The organism is Myxococcus stipitatus DSM 14675, assembly GCF_000331735.1.
In the GTDB taxonomy this organism is placed as follows: Bacteria; Myxococcota; Myxococcia; order Myxococcales; family Myxococcaceae; genus Myxococcus; species Myxococcus stipitatus.
In genome coordinates this window covers 7,699,048-7,721,597 of sequence record NC_020126.1, presented here as the reverse complement: position 1 = coordinate 7,721,597, position 22,550 = coordinate 7,699,048, and the positions used below count along the sequence as shown (strand labels likewise).

At 69.5% G+C, this 22,550-nt stretch carries 13 protein-coding genes; 5 read left to right on the top strand and 8 right to left on the bottom strand.

The genetic code is table 11. The annotated features are described in order from the left end of the window. Position 1 precedes the first annotated feature (1 nt). Positions 2–4,165: an eCIS core domain-containing protein gene (locus MYSTI_RS44245; RefSeq protein WP_015351514.1), complete on the top strand. Its 4,164-nt coding sequence runs from the start codon at positions 2–4 to the stop codon at positions 4,163–4,165. Positions 4,166–4,204: 39 nt separating this feature from the next. Here the strand turns inward: MYSTI_RS44245 and MYSTI_RS29710 are convergent, their stop codons facing one another. The 6 genes from MYSTI_RS29710 to MYSTI_RS29685 form a co-directional block, all read right to left on the bottom strand. Beyond that, positions 4,205–4,678: a hypothetical protein gene (locus tag MYSTI_RS29710; RefSeq protein ID WP_044281584.1), complete on the bottom strand. Its 474-nt coding sequence runs from the start codon at positions 4,676–4,678 to the stop codon at positions 4,205–4,207. A gap of 190 nt (positions 4,679–4,868) precedes the next feature. Beyond that, on the bottom strand, positions 4,869–6,098 hold the full coding sequence (locus MYSTI_RS29705) for a leucine-rich repeat domain-containing protein (RefSeq protein ID WP_015351512.1): 1,230 nt from the start codon (positions 6,096–6,098) through the stop codon (positions 4,869–4,871). Positions 6,099–6,194: 96 nt separating this feature from the next. Then, entirely contained in the window at positions 6,195–7,655 is a 1,461-nt protein-coding gene (locus tag MYSTI_RS29700; protein WP_015351511.1) for an RluA family pseudouridine synthase, read from the bottom strand. A 102-nt stretch (positions 7,656–7,757) separates the two neighbouring features. Further along, the gene (locus tag MYSTI_RS29695) at positions 7,758–10,721 is read right to left on the bottom strand and encodes a M36 family metallopeptidase (protein ID WP_015351510.1); all 2,964 of its coding nucleotides are present in this window, start codon (positions 10,719–10,721) and stop codon (positions 7,758–7,760) included. Between the two features lie 202 nt (positions 10,722–10,923). Next, positions 10,924–14,052: a S8 family serine peptidase gene (locus MYSTI_RS29690; RefSeq protein WP_015351509.1), complete on the bottom strand. Its 3,129-nt coding sequence runs from the start codon at positions 14,050–14,052 to the stop codon at positions 10,924–10,926. Between the two features lie 223 nt (positions 14,053–14,275). Beyond that, complete coding sequence (locus tag MYSTI_RS29685) at positions 14,276–15,220, bottom strand: haloalkane dehalogenase (protein WP_015351508.1); 945 nt, start codon at positions 15,218–15,220, stop codon at positions 14,276–14,278. Positions 15,221–15,287: 67 nt separating this feature from the next. Here MYSTI_RS29685 and MYSTI_RS29680 point away from each other — a divergent pair, with 67 nt between their 5' ends. Both MYSTI_RS29680 and MYSTI_RS29675 read left to right on the top strand, forming a co-directional pair. Further along, entirely contained in the window at positions 15,288–16,196 is a 909-nt protein-coding gene (locus MYSTI_RS29680) for a LysR family transcriptional regulator (RefSeq protein ID WP_015351507.1), read from the top strand. A gap of 433 nt (positions 16,197–16,629) precedes the next feature. Then, a complete protein-coding gene (locus tag MYSTI_RS29675) occupies positions 16,630–17,181 on the top strand; it encodes a bacteriocin fulvocin C-related protein (protein ID WP_144370182.1) in 552 nt (183 codons plus the stop codon). A 94-nt stretch (positions 17,182–17,275) separates the two neighbouring features. Here the strand turns inward: MYSTI_RS29675 and MYSTI_RS29670 are convergent, their stop codons facing one another. Next, positions 17,276–18,940, bottom strand: a complete 1,665-nt coding sequence (locus MYSTI_RS29670) for an amidohydrolase (RefSeq protein ID WP_015351505.1) — start codon at positions 18,938–18,940, stop codon at positions 17,276–17,278. Positions 18,941–19,121: 181 nt separating this feature from the next. Here MYSTI_RS29670 and MYSTI_RS29665 point away from each other — a divergent pair, with 181 nt between their 5' ends. Together MYSTI_RS29665 and MYSTI_RS29660 are read left to right on the top strand one after the other, a co-directional pair. After that, positions 19,122–19,505: a hypothetical protein gene (locus tag MYSTI_RS29665; RefSeq protein WP_015351504.1), complete on the top strand. Its 384-nt coding sequence runs from the start codon at positions 19,122–19,124 to the stop codon at positions 19,503–19,505. A 162-nt stretch (positions 19,506–19,667) separates the two neighbouring features. After that, positions 19,668–19,922, top strand: a complete 255-nt coding sequence (locus tag MYSTI_RS29660) for a hypothetical protein (RefSeq protein ID WP_044281580.1) — start codon at positions 19,668–19,670, stop codon at positions 19,920–19,922. Here MYSTI_RS29660 and MYSTI_RS29655 read toward each other — a convergent pair. Next, positions 19,912–22,503, bottom strand: a complete 2,592-nt coding sequence (locus MYSTI_RS29655; protein WP_015351503.1) for a LamG domain-containing protein — start codon at positions 22,501–22,503, stop codon at positions 19,912–19,914. The genes MYSTI_RS29660 and MYSTI_RS29655 overlap by 11 nt on opposite strands. Positions 22,504–22,550: the final 47 nt, after the last annotated feature.

Here is a 22,550-nt window from a genome sequence, read left to right as displayed (position 1 = left end):
CATGGAAACCGCCCAGCCCAAGACGGTGAATCGCGCCGCGACGACGAGTCCGGCCCCGGCGGCGCATCCCGTCGCGCAGAGCCCGCTCCGGGTGTCCTCGCCCAAGGACTCCGCGGAGGTGGAGGCCGAGTCCACCGCGAAGAAGGTCATGCGCATGGGCGCGCCCGAGCCCACCGTGATGGCCTCGGGCGGTGAGGCCAGCGTCCAGCGCAAGTCCGCCTTGGACGAGAAGCTCGGGGATGGCCCGCGTCGCGGCATGAAGTCCCCCCACGTCGCCCGGTTCGCGGAGGCGGTGGGGATGATGCAGCGCAAGGCCGAGGGCCAGCCCAACGTGGCCTCCAACGTCGCGGCGGACATCGCCAACAGCAGCTCCTCGGGAGCCCCGTTGCCGCTGAGTGTCCGCCGCTTCATGGAGCCGCGCTTCAAGGCGGACTTCAGCGGCGTGCGCATCCACACCGGCTCCAAGGCCGCGCAGCTGAGCCGCCAGCTCAATGCCCAGGCCTTCACGGTGGGCAATCAAATCTACTTCGGCAAGGACCGCTACCGCCCGGACAGCGCGGACGGCCAGGAGCTCATCGCGCACGAGCTCACCCACACCATCCAGCAGGGCGCCGCGCCCCAGCAGGCCACCGTCCATCGCAGCGAGGACGTCACCGTGACGCAGCAGTCGGCGCCGCAGGTGCAACGCCTGGGCATCAGCGACGCGCTCGATTACTTCGCGGACAAGGCCTACAACATCCCCGGCTTCCGGATGTTCACCATCATCCTGGGCGTCAACCCCATCAACATGAGCCGCGTGGACCGCAGCGCGGCGAACATCCTGCGGGCCATCGTCGAGTTCATCCCCGGGGGCAATCTCATCACCCAGGCGTTGGACAACCATGGCGTCTTCGAGAAGGTGGGCGCCTGGGTGGAGCAGCAGATCAGCTCCCTGGGCATGACGGGCCGCCTCATCAAGGACGGCATCGACCGCTTCCTCGACTCGCTGAGCTGGTCGGACATCTTCGATCTGGGCGGTGTCTGGGAGCGGGCCAAGCGCATCTTCACCGAGCCGATCGACCGCATCATCAGCTTCGGCAAGGGGCTCATCACCGGCATCATCAAGTTCATCAAGGACGCCATCCTGCGCCCCCTGGGCCGGCTGGCGGAGGGCACGCGCGGCTACGACTTGCTGAAGGCCATCCTGGGCGAGGACCCCGTCACCGGAGACCCGGTGCCTCGCAACGCCGACACGCTGATTGGCGGCTTCATGAAGCTGATTGGCCAGGAGGAGGTCTGGAACAACCTGAAGCAGTCCAACGCGGTGGCGCGTGCCTGGGCCTGGTTCCAGGGCGCCATGGGCGCGCTGATGGGCTTCGTGCGGGAGATTCCGGGCCTGTTCGTCCGGGCCTTCACTTCGCTGGAGTTGATGGACATCGTCCTCCTGCCGCGCGCCTTCTCCAAGGTGGGGGCGGTGTTCGGCGGCTTCATCGGCCGGTTCATCAGCTGGGCGGGGGAGGCGGTCTGGAACCTGCTCGAAATCATCTTCGCGGTGGTGGCGCCCGGAGTGATGCCGTACCTGAAGAAGGCGGCGGCGACGTTCCGCACCATCCTGCGCAACCCCATCGGCTTCATCGGCAACCTGGTGCGCGCGGGCATCATGGGCTTCCGGCAGTTCTCCACGAACTTCCTGACCCACCTGCGGGCCTCGCTCGTCGGCTGGATTACGGGCGCGATGGGCGGCGCGGGCATCTACATCCCGCAGGGCCTCACGCTGCCGGAGATCCTCAAGTTCGTGCTGAGCGTGCTGGGGCTCACCTGGCAGAACATCCGCCAGAAGCTGGTGCGCGCCGTCGGCGAGCCCGCGGTGCGAGCGATGGAGACCGCGTTCGACCTGGTCGTCACGTTGGTGACGCAGGGACCCGCGGCGGCGTGGCAGAAGATTCTCGAGAGCCTCACCAACCTGCGCGACATGGTCATGGAGCAGATCATGACCTTCGTGAAGGACCGCGTGGTGCAGGCGGCGATTACGCGCCTGCTGACGAGCCTCAACCCCGCGGGCGCGTTCATCCAGGCCATCATCGCCATCTACAACACGGTGATGTTCTTCGTGGAGCGGCTGCGCCAGATTTCGCAGGTGGCGGCGTCGTTCATCGACTCGCTGGCGGCCATCGCCAGCGGCGCGCTGGCTCCCGCGGCGAGCCGGGTGGAGCGGACGATGGCGGGCATGCTGACGCTCGTCATCAGCTTCCTGGCTCGCATCGCGGGCCTGGGCCGGGTGAGCGACGCGGTGACGGGGGTCATCAACCGCGTGCGCCAGCCCATCGACCGGGGCCTCGACCGGGTGGTGGAGTGGATTGTCGCGCAGGCGCGGCGGCTGGGCCGGTTCATCGCCCAGGCGGGCTTGCCGCAGGACCCCGCCGAGCGGCTCCGGCTGGGCATGGCGGCGGCGGTGACCGCGGTCAACCGGTTCGCGGGGAGGCGCGTCGGCGGGGCGGTGCTCACCCCGCTGCTCACCGCCATCCGGATGCGGTACGGCTTCCAGACGCTGACGGTGGTTGCCGCGGGTCGCCGTTGGGACGTGCAGGGCCAGGTCAACCCGACGGCGCGGCAGAACACCAACGCGCTGAACGAGACCGTGCCGGCGGGAGAGGCGTTCCGCTACCGCATCAAGACGGAGCCGGGCGTCGTGCAGACCGCGCGGGTGGGCCAGTCCCGAGGCGGGCAGCTGAGCGGGCCCGCGAGCGCGAGGTCTCCGCGCGGGTACATCGGCAACACGCCCGTGTCGCTCGGGGGGCCTCAGCCGGCCTCCATCGCGACCCAGTACCTCTCCGCCTTCGGCTCACCGCAGGAAGCGGGGCAGCGCTTCAGCCTGGTCGTCGCGGTGAACGCCGTCGACGACCTGGCCGGGCGCAACGTCGCCGAGGTCACCCGGCGCGCCTCGGGTGGCGCGGGGGCCGCGTATCCGTGGGCGGTCTTCGGGTTGATGTGGAGACCTCGCTGGGCCGACCGCGAGACGGGCGCCGAAGCCGCGAGCGTCGCCGACGTGCGGCGTGTCTACAACGACGCGCAGCTCACGCCGCCCGCGTCCCGGACGGCGGCCGAGGCCGAGGAGGCGCGCAACCGCTCCAACGCGGCCATCATCCCCTACGGGGCCTTGCGCACGCAGCTCCTCCAGGCCGGTGAGACCTCGTCCTTCCGAGCGGGCCTGCTGCGGCGCGCGGACACCGTCTTCGTCCACGTCTCCGACCCGGACACCGTCAACTTCAACCCGGCGCGAGAAGGGGCCGGGGCCGGCGGCAACGAGGCCCTCTTCCAGCGCTTCGACCGCATCCTCAACGCGATGGTGCGCGACGTGGGGCCGAGGTCCCGCCGAGGGCGTCGACAGAGTGATGGAGGCGCCCCCATCGTCGCGACGGGTGGCTACGAGTTCGAGCTGCGGATGGACCCTCCGTTGACGGGACAGACGGCGGACCTGAGGACGCGGCTCAGCGGGCAGCTCGACATGGCCGTACGCCAGGCGATGGCCTCCGTCGACCCGCGCTCGGTGTACTTCCCGGAGCCGAACCTCCTCATCCAGCTCACCCCGCAGACGCTCCGGGCGTCCTTCGGGCCGGGCCGCTACGAGTCTCGCCGGGTCATCGCGAGCATCGAGGCGAACGGAGCGCGGCCGGAGCTGGTGTTCGACCTGCGGGGCTCGGTGGCGACGGGGGCGCAGCGGTTCGAGGTCTCGGTCGAGGGCACCTCCCTCCGGTCGACGTGGGGGCAGATGGACGACGTGAGCGACGCCGAGCTGCGGGCCATGTTGACCAGCGCGCAGTCGCACGCCCACCAGTTCGTCTGGGCACGGCAGATCGCCGCGTCGTATCGCCTGCCGCCGCAGACCGCGCTCAATCCGCTGAACGCGCTGTGGGCGCGCTACTTCCCCGTCTCCTCGCTGCTGTGTGGTTACAGCGTGAGGTCGCTGAAGCGGAATGTGGTGGGCGACCAGTTCACGTCCATGAGCGCGTACGGACAGGCGGCCGACATCCGTCAGCAGTTGCTGAACTCCATCTCGCGCGGACAGCCGCCCACGGCGGAGCAGCAGCAGTTGGCCGACCGCATCGTGGAGATTGCAAGGCAGGGCGGCCTCGCGCTCGGCAGGGCCCTGGCGGAGATGTTCCGCCGGAGCAGCTCCGGCGGGTAGTCCGCTGCTCCCGAGGGCCGAGTCCCCTCGGGAGCCGGCTCAGGGCCTGTTCGCGTGGAGGAGGGCCCGCAGCGTCTTGACCAACGGCTTGAGCTCCGCCGGTTGTTCGGTGGGGTCCAAGACCGTGGTCCGCTGCTCGTCGCAGGACTCATAGGTGAGCTCGTAGCTCCCCTGGTCGAAACAATCCGGGCAGCCGTAGTTCCGGTCCCAGGTGATGGCGTTGCCGGTCTCGAGGCCGGTTCTCACGGCGGCGAGCTCCTCCTCGGTCAGCGTGAAGTCCCGCTTCGTCCGAGGAGGCTCATGTGCCTCCGAGCGTGCCGCGCTACCGGTACCATCACTCGAGAGCTCCAACCTGCTGCGGCAGCCCTCGTGGCAGAAGCCGTAGTCCTCCTCGAAGGTCAGCCGGAAGGCTCCACACTCGACCTCCCGCTTCGAGCCATCGTCGGTTCCCGTCGGCTCCCCCTCCGAACCACCGCATCCCACCGCGAACAGCGCGACCGCGATTCCACCCATCGACCATTTCATCGGCACACTCACTTGCTAAGGGCTGGGACGGTTCGAGCAAGTCTACTGCCAGCTCCAGGTCCTTGATTTCTCGCGAGGCCCCGCTGGGACCGAATCGACTTTCCAGGGGCCCCCACGGATTTTCGTGGGAGGTCTGGCTCGGCTGCGGGCTCGTCGCGCCGAGTCCTGGCGCGGGTCGTCAGCGGATGACTTCGCAGCCCGGAGGGAGCGGGCTCGTGTCGAGCGCGGGAGCCGGCTCGATGAGCGCGAGCTGCCGCAGTGGGAGCCGCGCGAGGGGCGAGAGGTCCCGGACGTGCGGGCAGCGCGTCAGCGCCAGCCGCTCGAGCTGGGGCAGCCCCGCCAACGGAGTGAGGTCCTTCACCGGCAGGTCCTCGAGCGTCAGCACCTTCAGCGCAGGCAGCGCCTCCAGGGCCTTCAGGTCCAACACCTGGGCGCAGTGCGAGATGAACAGCTCCTCCAGCGCGGGAGCCTTCAGCCGGGGCAGTGCGATGGAGAGCTCGGAGAGGTGGAGGGTTCGCAGCGCCGCAAGTGACTGGAGGAAGGACAGGTCCGCGAGGCGGGGCACCTCCATCAGCACCAGCCGGGTGAGCGAGGTGATGCTCCCCAAGGGGGTGCCGTCGGAGAGCCTGGCGCCTCCCAGCGAGAGCTCCTGGAGCCGCGAGTTCGCGAGCGGGCGGAGCTCCTCCAGCAGCGGAAGCCGCCTCGCCGACAGCCGTCGCAGCTTCGGGAGTGCCTCCACGAAGGCGAGGTCGCGCAGGCCCCCGCAGTCATCGACGACCAGGCGCTCCAGCTCCGTGAGCGTCGCCAGCGGCCCGAAGTCCTCCAGTCGCTCGTTGCCAGAGAGCTCGAGCCACCGCAGCACCTTCAGCGACGCAAGCGGCGCGATGTCGTCGAGGGTGGGGTTGAAGGTGAGGGTGAGCGAGTGGAGGGCGGGAAGCGCACGAAGGGGAGCGAGGTCCGGGAGCAACTCCAACCCCGACAGGACGAGCCGCTCCAGTCGCGGAGTCGTCTGGAGGAAGTCCAGGCTCTCGAGGGCCTCGTTCCCGGTGAGGTCGAGCGCGCGAAGCTGATGCGCCTCGCGAAGGGGCGAGACATCCACGCTCACCTGGCTCGAACTCACGGAGGTGAGCGGGGCGAGCGCCGGGCCCACCTCCAACGAGTCTCCCTCCGCGAGCTGGAGGTGACGGACCAGGGGCCACCAGAAAGGGGGCGCCATGCCCTGCTGGATGTCTTGCCACGCGGCGGCGGGGGCTTCACGCGTGGCGTCGGGCCAGGACTCCAGCGCGGTCCTGGCCCGGTCGACGGCCTGCTCGCGCTCAGGGGTGGGCAGCGCCTCGAGCAACGCCAGGGCCTTGGCGAAGCGGTCCGTCGAAGGGCGCTGCGAGAGCAGCGTGTCGAGCGCATCCATGGTCTGGCCTCTGGGCGTGAGGATGCGCGGGCGAAGAACGACGGGCTCCCGTCATCATCCGGAACCCCCGGCACAAGAGCAACTCGGAGGGCCGGGTCAGAACGGAGGCGGCGAGGAGAAATCCAGACGCTCGCCTGTCACGGGGTGGGTGAAGCCCAGTCCCTCTGCATGCAGCAGCAGCCGCGTGTCTTCGACTCCGAAGCGGGGGTCACCGACGAGGGGCACGCCCAGCCCCAGCGGGTGCGCGGCGTGGATGCGCAGCTGCATCGCGTGGCGCGTCCGAGGCCACAACAGCACGCGTGTGCGAGTCCCACTGCGCTGGGTGGCCCGCCAGTCGGTCTGGGCCTGCTTGCCATTCCGAGGGTTCGCGAGCGTCTCGAGCGCACCCGAGGTCGTGCCGCGCAGCGGCAGGTCGATTCGTCCCTGCTCCTGCGTGAGGAGCCCGTCGACCCAGGCGACATGCCGGTGCTCGGCCTCTCCGCGAGAGAGCTGCCGCTGGAGCGCGGCCTGGGTCGCGGTGTCTCGCGCAATCACTTGCAGGCCCGAGACCTCCGCTTCGAGCGCGTGGATGAAGTGCGCGGAGGTCAGGTCGGGGAATCGCTCCAGGAGTCGGACGAGCACCGAATCCCGTCCGGGCGAGTGCCGTCCCGGCACGGAGGGGAGTCCATGGGGCTTGTCGACGACGAGCACCGCCGCGTCCTCGTGCAGCACTCGGACCGGGCTCTCGTCGAGGACAGGGGCGGGCCGGGCGGGAGCGGGCTCCACGTCCATCCCCTCCAGCATGAAGGGCAGCACCGTCCCGCATTTGTTGTCGCAGGCCGGGTAGTACGCGCCCGACCGCCGCTCTCCCCCGACCGGTGTCGCGCCCCACCAGAACTCCGCGAGCGCCAGGGGCCGCCAGCCATGACGGTACGCACAGGCCAGCAGCTTGGGCGCCGCGCAGTCTCCCGCGCCCCCGGGGGGCGGACGGGGTGCGAACAGCGCGGACATGGAGCGCAGCTCACCGCGCGCATTGGGGACCTCGAAGCCCGTGGAGAGCTGTCGCCACAAGGCGCGGGAGCGCTCGGCTCGCAGGTGCGCGACCTCCCGGCGCTGCGCCTCGAGCATTCGCAGCTCGGACTCTCGACCTGGGAGCCGCGGCGTGAGGCGGGCGCACTGCTCCGTCAGCTCCGCGTACTGACGCCCCAACGCCGCGAGCTCCGCCTCACCCGCGGGCAGGAAGGCGGCGCGTGCCTCGGGATTGAACAGGGGCGGGACGAAGCCCTCCACCCGCCAGTTGCCTCCCAGCATCCCGGAGAACGCGCACAGGAAGCCCCACTGTCCGGGTGATGCCTCGACGACCAGCACCCCGAACATCTTGCCACCACCGGGGCGCCACAGCTCCTCCCACCGTGCCTGCTCGAGCCGCAGCCGGTGTTGCAGCGCCTCCGCGGCCACTCGGGCGAGTCGCACGGGAGGCCCGGGTGCGAATGGGCTGGGCAGTCGCGAGGGCACGTCGCCGGGGAGCGGCGGCGCGTCGAAGCTCAGCAGAATCTGGGAGTCTCGCGCCTCGCTCACGGTGATGCCTGGGGCGGCATCTATCAGGTCCGGACACCTCCGTGTGAAGCCGGGTGGCCTCGACGCCTCCACCCGGCCTCGCTCACGTCCCGGGTGCGGGGCCTACGGCTGCGCGACGCGCAGGTAGTACGTCACGCCGCCGATGGCCTGGGTCTTCCCCTCGGCGGACGGGTCCTCCAGCACGGCCGCGAAGTCGTACTGGACGAAGTCCTCCGTCTGCTTGCCCGTGAAGTCGTTGTCCTTGAACTCCAGGCCCACGTTGAACTCCTGAAGCGGCTTCAGCGGGATGTTGAACATCGCGCGGGTCGGGTCGGCGACGCGGAACTGCGTCTCACCGACGCGCTCGATGCCCTCGGCCTTGCCGCCCGCGGCCTGCCACAGCGCCGTCAGCTCCTGGCCCAGGTCCACCACGATGGCGCCGCGCTGGATGAACGGCCGCTTCGCGTCGACCGTCAGCTCGCGGAAGCGCACGTTGAACATGCGCTCCTCGCGCAGGGTGTTGCGCAGGATGAACGTGGCGTTGGAGAAGCCGAACGGCACCATGTTCACCACGTTGGTGTTGCGCCAGATGATGTTGTTGTTCTGCCGCGTGTTGTAGTCCGGGTTGCCAATCTCGACGAAGGTCATCGGGTCCGCGGGCGTCACCAGCCGCGCCAGCAGGCAGTAGTGGCCCTGGACGGGCGGGTTCCACTGCACGACGATTTCGTCATCCGCTCCGCTGGCCAGGTGCACCAGCGTCGTCTGGCCAATCTCCGTCCAGCCCGCCGGCCACGAGGTGCTGGTGGCCGCGTTGGTGCCGTACACCTTCACCACCACGTTGTGCGCGTCCACCGCGCTGCGGTTGCGCACCTTCACGTGCACGTAGTTCGTCTGACCGAACTCCGGGTTCTCGTGCGGCCCGTTGCTGGTCGAGTTGCGGACCCAGATGTCCTCGCTCTCCCACATGCCGTTGCCCGCGGTGGCCGCGTCCGGCTCGTTGCCGGTGTCCCACGGCTTGTCCTTGCCCCACACGTCCGTGCGGCAGGCGGCGGGCACCGCGAAGCCGTTGGTGGGCGTGGTGCTGTTCGACGTGCCGGACACCGCGTCACTGCCCAGGCCGAAGCCGGCGAACGCCGTCCACAGCCGGCAGACATCCTGGCCGCCGTGCAGCGTCGTCGCCGCGGTGATGATGCCGTCGCGCACCTGCGTGAAGGTCGGGCTGCACGGCGTGTTCTTCAGGCCCTCCGTTAGGTACAGCAGCATGCGCTGGTTACCCGCGCTGCCCATCGCGTTGTAGAGGTTGCTGTCGAAGCCCCAGCGGTCCACCAGCGCCCAGTACGCCTCCCACATGCCCTGCGCGAACACGGAGCCCACGCCGTGGGGGACGGCCATGCCGTTGATGCTCGCGTACGTCCACGTGTTGACCGTCTGGCTGGTGCTGTAGCGCTGCCCGCGGATGCCCAGGCCCGTCGTGGGCTGGCCCAGCGCGTACGTGCCCATGCCGCGCCCCTGGGGGCCGGTGTCCGTGGCCTTCGCGGTGTAGATGAGCGACAGAAGGTCGCTGATGCCCTCGCCCGGCGCCTGGTTGTTGTTGAGGCAGGAGACGTTGCTGGGGCCGCCGACCAGGCGGTTGGAGATGCCGTGCCCGGCCTCGTGGACGATGATGCCGCTGTCCAGGTCACCGTCGCGGTTGGGGACGGTGGTGGTCCACCGGTACATCTGCATGCGCGGACGCTGGCCATCAGGCGGCGTGTAGAAGTTGGCGTTGTTGACGCTCGTGCCGTCCTGCGCCTCGGCGCGCACGTCGTCGTTGCCCAGGCCGGGGTTGCCGTAGTTGTTGACCTGGAAGTTGCCGCCCGCCTCGTCGAAGCCGTACTGGTACTGGATGTCGTGGATGATGTTGTTCCAGTAGAAGAGGTTCGTGACGGCCGCGTCGCGGTACGTGCTGGGCGCGTTGGCCAGGTTCAGCAGGTAGCTGCAGGTGAGGGACGTGCCGCAGCTGGGCTCCGTCGTCGGCGGCAGGTTGTTGGCGTCCGAGTCCTCGTACGCGTGGACGTTGTTGCCCCGGTGGATGGTGTACTCGGCCCCGGTGGCGCCGTTCGTGTCGTGCCAGGCGTAGGGCGACGCCGTCAGGTTGGCGGGGTTGAGCACGCTCACCCGCGCGTCCATCGGCGGCAGGGGCGTGGTGTGGTTGGGGCTCTCGATGGGGCGCCGGTACACGGAGTAGGCATCCGAGGCGACCCAGTCGAAGCGCGTCCAGACCTCGCCCGTGGTGGCGTCCACCGTCATGTCATAGACGTGCTCCTGGTCCGGCATGTGGACCTGGAAGTTCCACACCAGCCGGACGTCGCCCGGGGAGACGGGCAGCAGGGCGAGCTTCGCGTCGATGGGCTCCAGGGACACGCCGGACTGCTCGACGCGGGTCTGCTGGCGCGGGCCGGAGTCCTTCTCCAGCGCGCGGGGCGCCGTCAGCGGCTTGAGGCCCAGGTGGCGCGCGGCGCCGGAGACGGCGGCGGCGGCGTCCAGGCGCGGCTGGATGCTGGCGACGGTGCGCGCCAGCGAGGGCATGAAGTCGCTGTGCACGCTGAGCACGCGGCCCTTGCCGTCCACGTTGACTTGCAGCTGGCCGTTGTAGAGCGGAAGGCCCTGGTGCGTCTGGCGCAGGTACAGGTGGGTGACCCCGCTCTGCCGCGAGTAGACGCGGTCGGTGACCTCCAGGTTCGCCAGGTCCGTCAGCTCCAGGCCCAAAAGCTCCCGCTGCGCCTGGAGGAAGGAGAAGCCGATGGCGAGCGCGTCTCCGCTGCTGGGCGCCGTGAGCGCGCCCACCGGGTTGACGAGCGAGCGGACCAGGCCCGTGGAGGCGTCCGTCTCCACGCGCAGCTCCGGCACGTGGCGGCGCAGCGTGGCCTCCCGGTCCTTCTGCACCGCGCTCAGCGCCTTCTTCATGCCGAGGTTGCGGGCGATGCGGGCATCGTGGTTGCGAGCGCCGCTCGCGTCCTGCACGACCGCGACGGCGGAGGAAGCGCCCAGCGCTCCCACCAGCACCAGCGCCTGGGTGAGGCGGCGGCGGAAATAACCCTGCGACATGTGAGCTCCTGCTCTGGGGTGACGCCGGCGGGGATGCGGAACCGGCGGCCCGCACAGAGCAGTGGGCGTGCCAACGAGGTTTTCCGGGCAAAGGCCGGAAGCGCTGTGGCACCGCCCGTTACAAACGGGGGCGTCTGTGGCGATGCGGATTACAGCCCTCGCCACGGACGTCACCGCAATCGCTGGGACTCCCGGGGCGTGCCTATGAGTCCGGGTTGCACACGACGTCGGGGCAGACCTCTCCAGGCGGGCAGTAGCAGGGGCCCGCGACGAGGAGGTCCACGCGAGAGGTGGCGTCCCCGAAGTCGAGGAAGGCCCCTGGCGAGACCTGGACCCGCATCCGCCACTGGAAGGCGTGAGGGCCCTGGGTCATCGGCGCGACGGCGGTGAACGAGAACGTCTTCTCGGCGCCGGGCGCCACCACCTCACCGGGCTCCATGGGCACGGACGTGTGACCCCAGTTGTGCCCCTGGAGGGCCGGGACGGGCGCGAGCTGATAGCCCGGAGTGCCGCCCCAGGCCGCGTCGCCCGAGTTCTTCACCGTGATGGTGACGGGGAAGCTCTGCCCCGGCGTCACGAAGGCGGGCACCGTCTGGCGGACGAAGGCGACCTTGGCTTGGGGGAGGACGTCGAGCGTGGTGACCGTCGAGCGCTGCCCGAAGGGGCCCGTCGCGTTGTGCCACATCATCCACTGCATGGGCTGGGGGCCCGGGAAGTGGGCGGGGGTGACCGTCACCGCGAACGTCTTCTGCTGGCCGGGCGCGACCTCCTCGCCTGGAGCCAGATATCCTCGGGCGAAGTTCCACGCGCTGCTCCCGGTGTAGAGCGAGATGCCCTCACTGGCGCGCCAGGTCTGCGTGCCCGTGTTCTTCATGGTGACGTGGTAGACGAAGGGGCTTCCCACCATCACGATGGCGGGGCCCGACTGGCTGACGAAGACCGCGTCCCTCGGCGGCAGCGTCACGGTGATGGGGACGTTCTCCGTGAAGCCTCCAAAGCCGAACCACTCCCAGGTGGTGGTGTTCAGGGTCCGCATCCGCCACCGGAAGTTGTAGAGGCCCGGCGTGCCGGGCGCGGTGAGCGTGGCGGTGAAGGTGAACTCCTGCCCCCGAGGCACGGAGGCGCCGATGGGGAGGGTGAGCGCGTTGACGCCCCAGAGGGTGTTGTTCTCGGGATTCTGGGAACCCAGCCGGGCGTAGCTGGCGGGGGTCCAGGTCTCGGTGCCCGTGTTGCGCATCGTGATGGAGACCTCGAAGGAGTGGCCCATCGGCACCGACGTGGGCACCGTCTGGCGGACGACCGCCGCGTTCCAGGCCGGCGCCCAGACACCGATGTCCGTGCGCGGCGACGGCGCGCCGAACAGGCCCTGGCCTTCCTTCATCATCCGCCACTGGAAGGGCTGGGGGCCGAGCGCGAACGGGCTGTTGATGTTGAACATGAACACCTTGCTCTGGCCGGGGGCGATGCTGTCCGAGGCGGACAGCTCCACGCGCTCGACCCCCCAGAACAGGGTGTTGCCCTCCGGCGCCACGGCCGCCAGCTTGAACCCTCCCGCGGCGGTCCAGGTCTCCGCCCCCGTGTTCGTCATCGTCACGCTGACGCTGTACGTGCTCTCGGGCGGCAGGCTCCCGGGGACGTGCTGGTTCGCGAACGCGGCGTCGAGGAAGGGGGGCGGGCAGCGGAAGCCCCGCTCATGGCTCAGGCCGGTCTGCTCGGCGTCCATGGCCGTGAGGAGCAGCCGGGCCTCCGTGCCCCGCGTGCAGGTGCCCTGGGCCGAGGTGGCGGTGCTCGAGGTGAGGGTGGCGTTCTCCAGGACGGTCCACGTGTGCTGGATGGGCGCGACACCTCCAGTGGCGGGCGCGTTGGTGCAGGTGAAGGTGGCCGTGTTCGCGTCCACGCTGCACGAAGGGGTCGCCAGGTTCATGTTCGTGATGATGGCCTTGGAGGCATCCACCATTCCGGCGCCACACACGTTCGTCGGGCACCCGGGGATGGAGTTCACGGATTGGAGGAGCCGCTCCTTCACCTGCGCGACGCTCCAGTGGGGGCGCTGACTCAGGATGAGCGCGGCCACGCCGGAGACGTGGGGCGCGGCCATGGAGGTACCGGACAGGTAGCGGTAGCAGTAGTCGGAGCCGCTCAGCTGGGGGCCGGGCTTGGAGATGGCCCAGGTGGACACGGCGCCTCCCGTCCCGTTGTAGGGGGTGAGCCCGTTCGGGTCGTGACAGCCCAGGCCATTGCCGAAGATGTCCGGGCCACCGCCGGGCGCGGAGAGCGTCACCAGCGGACCCCCGTTGCTGTAGAGGGCGCGCTGCCCGTTGCGCTGGGTGGCGCCCACGTTGATGACGCCCTCGCAGGACGCGGGAGTCACCACGCTGGGGTCTCGGTTGTCGTTGCCCGCCGCGGTGACCACGACGACGCCGGAGTTGATGGCGCGGGTGATGGCGGCTTGGATCAACGGGTACATGGAGCAGGGCTCCTCGTAGGGGGCGAGGGTGCCGAAGCTCATGTTGATGACCCGCGCGCCGTGGTTCACGGACCAGTCGATGGCCTTCGCCACGTTGCTCAGGATGGGGCGGTTGTCGGTGGAGGAGATTTTCACCGGAAGGATGGGGCAGTCCCGGCAGATGCCCGCGATGCCCGCGGTGTCCCACTTCGCGCCGAGGATTCCCGCCACGTGCAGCCCGTGGTGATACCGGCCATCCGTGGTCGGGTCCGGGTCCGAGGCGCCGACTGTCTCGTAGCCGAAGTCATGGCCGGGCCCCCAGCGGCCGGCCATGTCCGGGTGCTCCACCCGCCCGGAGTCCAGGACGGCGATGCTCACGTTGCCCGTGACGGTCTGCCACGCCAGGGGAAGCTGGATGGCGGGGTAGTGCCATTGGAGGAGGTAGTGCTCATCCACGGGCGCGGCGAAGTAGTCGAAGTACACGTCCAGGTGGGCGTACTCGACGTCGGCGCGCTGGCGAAGCGCCTCCACGGCGGCCGTGGTGGCTTGCTCCTGCTGGGAGACGGAGAGGCTCTTCTGGCCCGACTCCGTCACGAGCGTCCAGAGCTCGGCGCCCTGCGGCAGGGCATCCGCCTTCTGGAAGGTCTGTCCTTGGAGCGACAGGGTGGTGACCGCCGCCTGCTTCGGGCCCGCGGGGAGGAACTTCACGATGACCCGTCCGGGCACGAAGCGAGGCGGGACCGGGGTCTCCTCCTCCAGGGCCCGTGAAGTGGCCGCGGGAGGGGAGTCGGGCGGGGAGGCGGGAGGAACCGCGTCACCGCAGTTCGCCCAGAGGACGAGGAAGAGGCAGGCTTGGAGACAGCGCGCCAGGCGTGTCGAGAACACCGGTGCTCCTAGGTGATGGCCGTGAAACAAGTGAGACAGCGTGGGCCATCGTGAGGGGTGGGTCTGACGTCCGCGTGTGACGTGTCCCCTCCGGTCCTGCGGGCGGGAGCGCTTCGAGGTGTGCGCGCGCTCACCGCGCTGGAGCAGCCTGGGCACGCCCGCGCTCGAGACGCTGGCGTGCGAGCGGGTCCTCCGCGCGGAGGACCCATGTCTCGATGGAGGCTCACCAGCCCTGGCGGTCGAGCCAGCTTCGGAGCGCGCGGGCGATGTCATCCGGCGCGTCCTCCGGCGCATGGTGTCCAGCCGGGGGGAGCGGGACGATGTCGAGGCGCGGGAGGGTGGTGCGGACCCACTCGAGCGTCTTGGGCGAACTGAGGCCGCCGTCTCCGAACGTCAGCAGGAGCGCGGGCTTGGAGGAGGGCTGGGCGAGCCAGGCGCTGTTGCGCTCGACGATGGCGACCACGTCCGCGGGGTGGCCGTCGATGGGAATCTCCCGCGGCCACTGGAGCATGGGGCGCCGGGACGCGGCGTCGGGGAAGGGGGCGTAGTAGGCCTCGCGGGCGCTCTCGCTCAGGCCCGTCTTGACGCCATGGGTGAGGGAGCGCGCGAGGAACTCGTTCTGCTCGAGCACCATCTTCTCGCCGACGCCGGGCGTGCGCAGGGCGCGGAACAGCTTCTCGCCCTCGGGCGTCGAGTCGCGCCAGAACGTGGGGCGGAGGAAGGTCTCGAAGACCACGACGCCGCGCACGCGGTCCGGGTGTCGAGCGGCCCAGTCCAGGGCGAGCACGCCCCCCCAGTCGTAGCCGACGAGCACGACGTCGCGCAGTTGGAGCGCATCGAACCAGGCGTCCAGGTAGCGCGCGTGGTCCGCGAAGCGATAGGCGCTGTCGGGCTTGCCCGAGTGCCCCATCCCGATGAGGTCGGGCGCGAGGGCGCGGCCCCGGTCGGCGAGTTGGGGCATCACGTTGCGCCACACGTACGAGGACGTGGGGTTGCCGTGGAGGAACACGATGGGCGAGCCGGTGCCCTCCTCACGGTAGGAGATGAAGGAATCGAGGACGGGGACCTGGTGGATGGAGGGCATGGACGGGCGGGAGGGGAGCGCGGGTGGAGTGGAGTGGCACGCGACGAGCGCGCCGGTGAGGAGAGTGCCAAGCAGCTTGTTCATGTGCCCAATATGCGGCCGGTGAGACGTTCCTGGCAGTGATGGTTCGTGAGCAGTAACCTCACGGGGAATGAGCATTCAGATAGGGGCCATCGACCTCAACCTCCTCCTGGTCCTCCACACGGTGCTCGCCGAGCGCAGCGTGGTCCGCGCGTCCGAGCGGCTCCACGTCACGCCGTCGGCCATCAGCAACAGCCTGGCCCGGCTCCGCGCATTGCTCGGGGACCCGCTCGTGACGCGCAAGGGGCGGGGCATCGTCCCCACGCCGAGGGCGCTCGCGCTGGCGCCCGCGATTGCAAGAGGGCTGAGGGAGATGGAGCTGGCGCTCCACGAGGTCCCGTTCGAGACGCTGCGGTGCCAGCAGACCTTCACCCTGGCGGTGTCGGATGCGGGGCAGCTCACGTGGGTGCCCCGCATCGCGGCGCTGATGCGCGAGGAGCTGCCGAACGCGCGGCTGTCGGTGGTGGGCATCGATTCGCTCGTGTCGTTGGGGGACCTGGGGTCGGGGCAGGTGGACTTGCACCTGGGGCTCGCGGGAGAGGGGGCGGGCCTGCACTTCGAGCCGCTGTTGTCGGAGCGGACGGTGCTCGTGGCGCGTCGAGGGCACCCGGCGCTGGGCAAGCGGCTGTCGGCGCGAGCGTTGGGAGGGCTTCAGCACGTCCGCGTGGACATGGTGCCGGGCAAGAGCTTCCGGGACGCCATCGCGGCGGCCTATGCGCGCGCGGGCATTCCGCGAGAGGTCGTGATGACGGTGCCGTCCTTCACGGCGGCGGCGGCGGTCGTGGCGGCGACGGAGTTGGTCGCCACGCTGCCCGAGTCACTCGTGAAGGAGCAGGGGGCTCGTCTCGCGGTGCAGCCCGTCGACGCGCCGTATCCCGCGCGCTCCGTCAAGATCTCCATGTGCTGGCACGAGCGCACCCACGTGGACCCGGCGGCGCGCTACTTCCGCGAGCTGGTGCGCAGGGGCGTGCTTCCCTGACGGCGGCGAGCACCCCGTGCGTCGAAGGGGCGTGGAGGGCCGTCCGCACGTGCTCGGTCGACGAGGTCCACCCGGATGACCGGGGGACGCCTGCATCGCGTGGACCCGCTGTCCGTGAAGGAGGGACCGCCGCCAGACGGGCAGGGAGTGTGCTGGGATTGTCTCAATGGCAGGCGGTTCGACCGTTCGCTCACACGTTGTGGATGGATTTGAGCGGTGGGGCGCCAAAGAATGTCAGAGCGGTCGTTCGATGTGTTGTCTGGAAATCAGGCGCGGCGCAGGTCGAGTCTGTGGTTGGGTGAAAGGCTGTCGATTTCGAAATGGCAATGATAGACGTCTCGTGTGCGGATTTGGCCGCACGCTTGATGGGAGTCCAATCTTGAAGACGATGTGGACAAAGTCGCTTCTGGGCGCCTTGGCGCTGGGTGTTTTCATGGCGTTCTTCCCGACTCACGCACAAGCGGAGGAGAGCTGCTCCGAGGCCCAGGCAAGGATTCAGGCCTGGGTCGACGCGAATGCCGACCGCCTCCCGACCACCTTGGATGAGGTCAGCCGATTCCCCGCGGAGTACCGCCGAGCCATCCAGGTGGCGCTGGCGCCAGAGCAGCAGGTCTCGCTCTGGAAGGAGCACATCCGCCAGTACATGGCGAGCCATCCGCGGATGAATGCGCGGCAGGTCGCGGCGCTGGAGATGGTGCTGGCGGCGCTCCAGCCTCAGTTCTACACCACGGGCGCGTCGCCCGCGCTTCAGCGCGCACAGGCGGCGGTCGGGGAGGCTTTCAGTCCGGATGAGGCGCGGCTCATCGTGGCCACGCTGGGGGCGCCCGAGGCGCCTGGCGCCGAGGGTTCATTCGCGCCACTGTGTGAGTGCAGCCAGTCGAGCCAGTATTGTGGGAGCTTTGCCTGCCGGGCTTATTCCTGCCGGCAGCAGGCAAGCGGGTGCGGGTTCCTGGGCGGATACCGGTGCAATGGCCTTTGTGGCTAGTCGGGCCTGAGCGAATCACAATCATCGACGGAAGAGTCCAACGGGACAGCGATTGGGGGCTTGGCTTTCGAAGCCCCCAGTCGTGTCTGCATTGTCACGGACTCACGCCAGTCCCAGGCAGCAAGGAGCCGTCACTCCAGGCCACCTGGCCGACGACCACGGTCAGCACCGACCGCGTGAACAGGAGCTCCTCGGGGGCCACCGTGAACACGTCCTGGTTCAACACCGCGAACGTCGCGGGGTGGCCCTTCGCGAGCTCCCCCGCGCCTGGGAGCCCACGGACCTGGGCCGCGGTCCTCGTCCACGCCGTCACGGCCTGCTCACGCGTCAGCGCTTCATCGGGGCGCAGCGGGAGTTGGGTGGTGCGCATCACCTCGGTCCACGGAGATGCGGGCAGGCCGAAGCTGTCCGAGCCGAGGGCCAGCGGGACGCCCGCACTCAGGAGCGAGCGCAGGGGTTGGGCATGGGTCGTCAGCTCGGGCGTGAACCTCAAGGGGAACAGCGTCTTGAAGTCGGGGAAGTGAGAAGGGGTCTGCACCACCGCGACGCCCAGCGCGCCCGCCCGCGCCACCTGGCCCGGGTTCATCAGGTCCGCATGCTCCAAGGACACGCGCCCGCCCCACGTCTCGGGGGGCCACGTCTCCAGTCTCGACAACAGCAACTCCACGGCCGAGTCGCCCAGCGCGTGGACGAAGAGCTGGCCACCTCGGGTGATGACGTCCGCCAGCACCGCGTCGAGCTGGGTCCTCGTCAATCCCTGCTGCCCGAGCCACGGGACTCCCGCGTCCGGGCACGACTGGGGCGCCAGATACGGGAGGGAGACCCACGTCGAGCAGTCGACCGGATTGCCATCCAGGAACACCTTGCGTCGGACCACGCCGTCTGGACCTGGCGCGCAGACCTCGCCTTCCTGGTCGATGAGGCACACGGGAATGAACTGATGGAGGGACCCCTGCGCGGCGTGGACCTGGGCGGTGCGCTCCTCGGTCAGGACGGACGGGAGATCGACGGTCGCCGTGTAGCCGAACCGGAGGGCGAAGTCGGCGTACCAGTCATAGGCTTCGGCGTACTCCGAAGTCGGGACGAGGTCCGCGAGCGCCTGGAGCAGGGTGACTCTCGCGAGGCCCTGGGCATGGCCCGTCAGCCTGCCGCTGCTGTCGCGGGACAGCCTGCCGCCGAACGGGTCGGGCATCCCGTCCACATACCCGGCCCGCGCGAGCAGGGCGGAGTTGGCCGTGGTGCCGTGCCCCATCCAGTCCACGGTCAGGACCGGATGCGACGACGTGGCCGCGTCCAGGAGGGCGCGCGGGTCGTCACCCGCGGTGGCGAAGTACCCCGTCGACACGAAGGCCATGATGGGGGTGCCCATGAGCGTGGTCTCGGCCCGGGCCTTCACGAGCCGAGCCACCTCCTGCGCACTCGGGCCGGGGCCTGGGACGAAGACCAGGTCATTCACCCACCACGTCGGGTGTCCCAGCGCGGCCACATGCGCGTGGGCATCCACCAGGCCCGGCACCACGGTGCGGCCGCCCAGGTCCACGAGGGTGGCTTCGGGACGGGCGACGGCCTCGACCTCCAAGGGGGGGCCGATGGCGAGCACCTTGCCCCCTTCGACCAGGAGCGACTGCGCGAAGCCACCCGAGGCTCGTGCGGTGAACACCTTGGCGTTGATGTACAGCGTCTGGGGGAACTCGGGCGGAGGCTCGTTGTTGCAGGCCGCGACAGCGAGCGACAGCAACACGCACACAGGCTTGTTCATTGCGGACCTTGGAGACAGTAGGGAGGAACTCGTGTCCCGAGGCCAGGGGCTGAAACGTGATGTGTGTGCTGCTTGAAACGTGTATCGAGCCACGGGGACGGAGGGCGACCGCTGCCAGACACAAGGCGCGCGGACTCGGTCAGCTGGAGCGAACAAACGAGGCCGGTTAGGCTGGTGCGCGGTGCGCGACGAAATCCTCTTCTACGGCTGCTGGCGAGACGCCGAGCACGAGCTCTGGACACCCGGCCGTCTCCGGTTCGGCGGGCAGGCGGCATTGCTGCCGGCCGACCTGCGCCCTCCTCGACTCGATGGGCGGTTTCCTCCGAGCGACAGGACCGAACAGGAGGGGCGGGCCTGCCTGCACCACCTCGACGGCTGGACGGTGGTGGCGTGGTGGGACCGTGGCGTGGACAAGCGGAGGGGCAGCAACAGCGCGCTGCTCATGCGCGGCACGCATCCCCTGTCCGCGGTGCTGGAAGCCGCCGGTGCGAACTTTCCAGAGCTCCTGCCGAGGTTCGCGAGCCTCGTCGGTGCCGCAGCCGAAGCAACGGCAGTCAGTCGGTAGCGCGTCTGGGCCGCGAACGGGGCGTCCAATCAGACCCCTTCAGAGGACAACGACCGGCCCTGACTTCTCTACCGCGAGGGGAGGCCGGTGGTCGCCCGCGCGCGACCCGTGGACAGTCCTTGTCCGGGCCTCTGGAGTTCCCGTGCGCGCTGCGTTGCAATCATGGTCCCCGCGTGGTTCTTCCCGCGGGCCGTGCCGTTCTATCAGGACCTGCTCCGTCGCCTGGGGCCGTTGGGCCCCCTGGTCCTGGTGAAGCGGGAGACGCGAGGGGATGACCGCGTCTCCACCTGCCTGGTCCAGGTGGGCCCCATGTCGCTGCGCTACCGGGTGGCGGTCAGCCCGGACGGTCGGGTGTCGGTGTTCTCACCGAGCCCGAACGAGCCCGCCCGGGCTTGGGGGCCGTCCTTCAGGGGTTGATCTTCCACGGCACCGTCACCGCGGGCTGGAAGCAGTGGGTCTGCACGAGAAAGCCCGAGCGCAGCTCCTGCACCACGCCCGCGCCGTATCCTCGCGCCTGGCACCACTGGCTGACTTCCAGCTTGGAGTCGGTGGACATGAACGCGCCGGAGTTGGACGCGGGGCCGAACTGGTCCTTGGTGACATCCACGACGAGGCCGGAGTTGAAGCACCCCACCCAGGGGCGTGACGTCACCTCGAAGATCTGCCCCGTCGTCCAGCCCAGCTTGTTGCACCAGCGATGGGCGGCGGCGGTGCAGTCGAAGGTCTGCGCGGCGCGGTCATCGGTGCAGAGCGTGTGCAGGCGCGCCAGCTCCTCGAAGGTGACCGGGACGCTCTCGTGCTGGATGGGGGCGCACGCCACGCTGACGTCGGTGGGCGTGGCGGCGGCGAGCGCTCCCAGGAGCGAGATGGGCGGCCGTTCGCCGATGAGCTGCTGAATCGTCTCGAGGATGTTGGTGCTGGAGGCCAGCGCGTCATGGGCCCCCCGCTGCGCGCAGACGCGGTGCATGGCGGAGGAGCACGCTCGCGAGCCCAGCGCCGAGTAGCTGTTGCACTGGAATGCCTGCTGGCTCATCCCGAACTGTCCCTCCGTGGGGGTCTCCTGGATGGACTCCCGCAGACAGTTCGCGCCGTGGGAGATCATGCAGATGGAGCGGGCCGAGCGCGCGTGGTTGAAGAAGCGCACCTCGTCGATGGCGCCCTTGAAGGAGCCCTCGCCGTTGGCGGGGCAGGACTCGGTGTTCAGCACGCTGCTCGCGCCAATGGACAACAGGCCCGTGCCGATGCGGAAGGTTCCCGGGGCCACTGGGAGGGCGCGGTTCGAGGGCACCCCGTTGATGTACTCCCGGAAGGCCCCGGTGACGCCGTCCCAGGTGTAGGCCAGGTGGGTCCATTCATCGAGGGGGAGCGGGAGGCTGGGCCCCAGGCGCACGCGTGTGCCCTTGATGACGAAGGACATCTGCACCGTGTTGTTGGCCTCGAAGACGAGGTCGAGCGCCCCGACCTTGTGGAGGAGGTAGCGGTAGGGATTGCCCGTGGTGCAGCCCGCGTGGATGTTCGCGTCGGGCTTCACGGCGAGCTGCACGGTGAAGCCTCGCACGGCGGAGCCCACGCCGCGCACGGTGCCAGTGGCGTCCGTCACATTCACGGACAGGGCCCCGCCGCCGGGGAGGATGAGCGCCTTGCCCTTGCCATGGGGCTGCCACAGCGAGCCGGAGCTGGGCTGGGTCACGAAGTTGCCCGTGGAGGTGAACGCGGTGCCGATGAGGGTGCCCGTGTAGAAGTAGCCCGAATAGTCCGGGGTGCGCGTCAAGTCGTAGGTGCCCGCGCGCGTCACCAGCTCGTTCATGGGCAGGCTGAGCAGTTGGAAGGGGTCTCGCAGCTCGCCGACGTCGACCTCGTTGTAGTCCGACGTGTTGCTGCCGAAGAGGGCGAGGACGTCGTGGGACTTGGTGACGGGCAGGTAGTGGCTCTTGTTGTCGGTGCCGTTCGGGAGGTTCTGCTCCGGGGGGCGCTCCCGCTCGAAGTTCCACATGGGGCTCGAGTAGAAGAGGTGCGCGATATCCAGTCGGCCCGTGTTGATGGCGCCATCGATGTGGTGCGCGGCCCAGCCCGTGTCCGCGCCAATCAGGCTCACGGCCTCCCGGCGCGCCCCATCCTTGTAGAGGACCCCCATGTACGTGACGTTGCGTCCCTCGTGGTCCACCCAGGGATAGGCGCCTCGGAGCAGGGCGCCGGAGGTCGTGTCGCCGAAGAGCTCACCGGTGGCGGACTTGAGACCCCAGCGAGCCAGCGGGTATCGCTGAACTCCCGAGGTCGTGTCGTTGTACATCATCGACAAGGGGCGCGGGTTGCTCCAGCCGAAGGCGGCGCACGGCGTCGGGTTGTACGAGTACATCAGGTGGTCGATGCCGCCGTCGTTGAAGGGGCCGCCCTGGAAGATGAGCAGCCGGCCATCGGACGTCATCGTGGGCTCGATGCCCCGGAGGGTCGCGCCGGTGACGGTGATCAGCGTCTCCAGGGTGCCGGTGGTGAACGAGGACACGTCCGCCTGCGCGGTGAAGGGCTGGGACACCCGGATGTCCGCGGGGCGGCGGCGGAACACGTTGGGCCCGTTGAACATCTGCGAGTCGACGATGTAGGGCTGATACACCGCGAGCCCATCCACCATCTGGTAGGGCACGGCGGGTTGGGTGAAGCAGAACGCGAGCGCGTTCTCTCCGTTCCTCACCTGGGTGATGCGCCCGTACGAGAACGCGCTGGAGAGGTCGGGCTTGCCCTGCGTGTCATACGTCACGGCTTCGGGGCGGAATGCCTTGGCGACCCACGTCGTGGTCGTCGTCGCCGAGTCCTCCCGGATGTTGCCCACGAAGACGCGGCCGTCGACCGTGGAGGCGTGGCCGTTGGCGCTGAAGGGCGTGAGGATGCGTGTGTTCACCAGCGAGGGGCGCTCGACTGCGAGCGAGTCGGTCGCCGCCACTCCCGCGAAGCACAGCAAGGCGACGCGTGGAACCCACCACGAACGACAACGTCTCGACATGGGACCTCCTGATTGGGAGGGCCAATTATGCGAGGACGACTGACAAG

What these genes read in the sequence shown, in the direction of transcription:
- MYSTI_RS29680 (WP_015351507.1), top strand. Translation starts at nt 15,288, where the DNA reads ATGAGCATTCAGATAGGGGCCATCGACCTCAACCTCCTCCTGGTCCTC.
- MYSTI_RS44245 (WP_015351514.1), top strand. Translation starts at nt 2, where the DNA reads ATGGAAACCGCCCAGCCCAAGACGGTGAATCGCGCCGCGACGACGAGT.
- MYSTI_RS29675 (WP_144370182.1), top strand. Translation starts at nt 16,630, where the DNA reads ATGGCGTTCTTCCCGACTCACGCACAAGCGGAGGAGAGCTGCTCCGAG.
- MYSTI_RS29660 (WP_044281580.1), top strand. Translation starts at nt 19,668, where the DNA reads ATGGTCCCCGCGTGGTTCTTCCCGCGGGCCGTGCCGTTCTATCAGGAC.
- MYSTI_RS29670 (WP_015351505.1), bottom strand. Translation starts at nt 18,940, where the DNA reads ATGAACAAGCCTGTGTGCGTGTTGCTGTCGCTCGCTGTCGCGGCCTGC.
- MYSTI_RS29655 (WP_015351503.1), bottom strand. Translation starts at nt 22,503, where the DNA reads ATGTCGAGACGTTGTCGTTCGTGGTGGGTTCCACGCGTCGCCTTGCTG.
- MYSTI_RS29705 (WP_015351512.1), bottom strand. Translation starts at nt 6,098, where the DNA reads ATGGATGCGCTCGACACGCTGCTCTCGCAGCGCCCTTCGACGGACCGC.
- MYSTI_RS29685 (WP_015351508.1), bottom strand. Translation starts at nt 15,220, where the DNA reads ATGAACAAGCTGCTTGGCACTCTCCTCACCGGCGCGCTCGTCGCGTGC.
- MYSTI_RS29695 (WP_015351510.1), bottom strand. Translation starts at nt 10,721, where the DNA reads ATGTCGCAGGGTTATTTCCGCCGCCGCCTCACCCAGGCGCTGGTGCTG.
- MYSTI_RS29710 (WP_044281584.1), bottom strand. Translation starts at nt 4,678, where the DNA reads ATGGGTGGAATCGCGGTCGCGCTGTTCGCGGTGGGATGCGGTGGTTCG.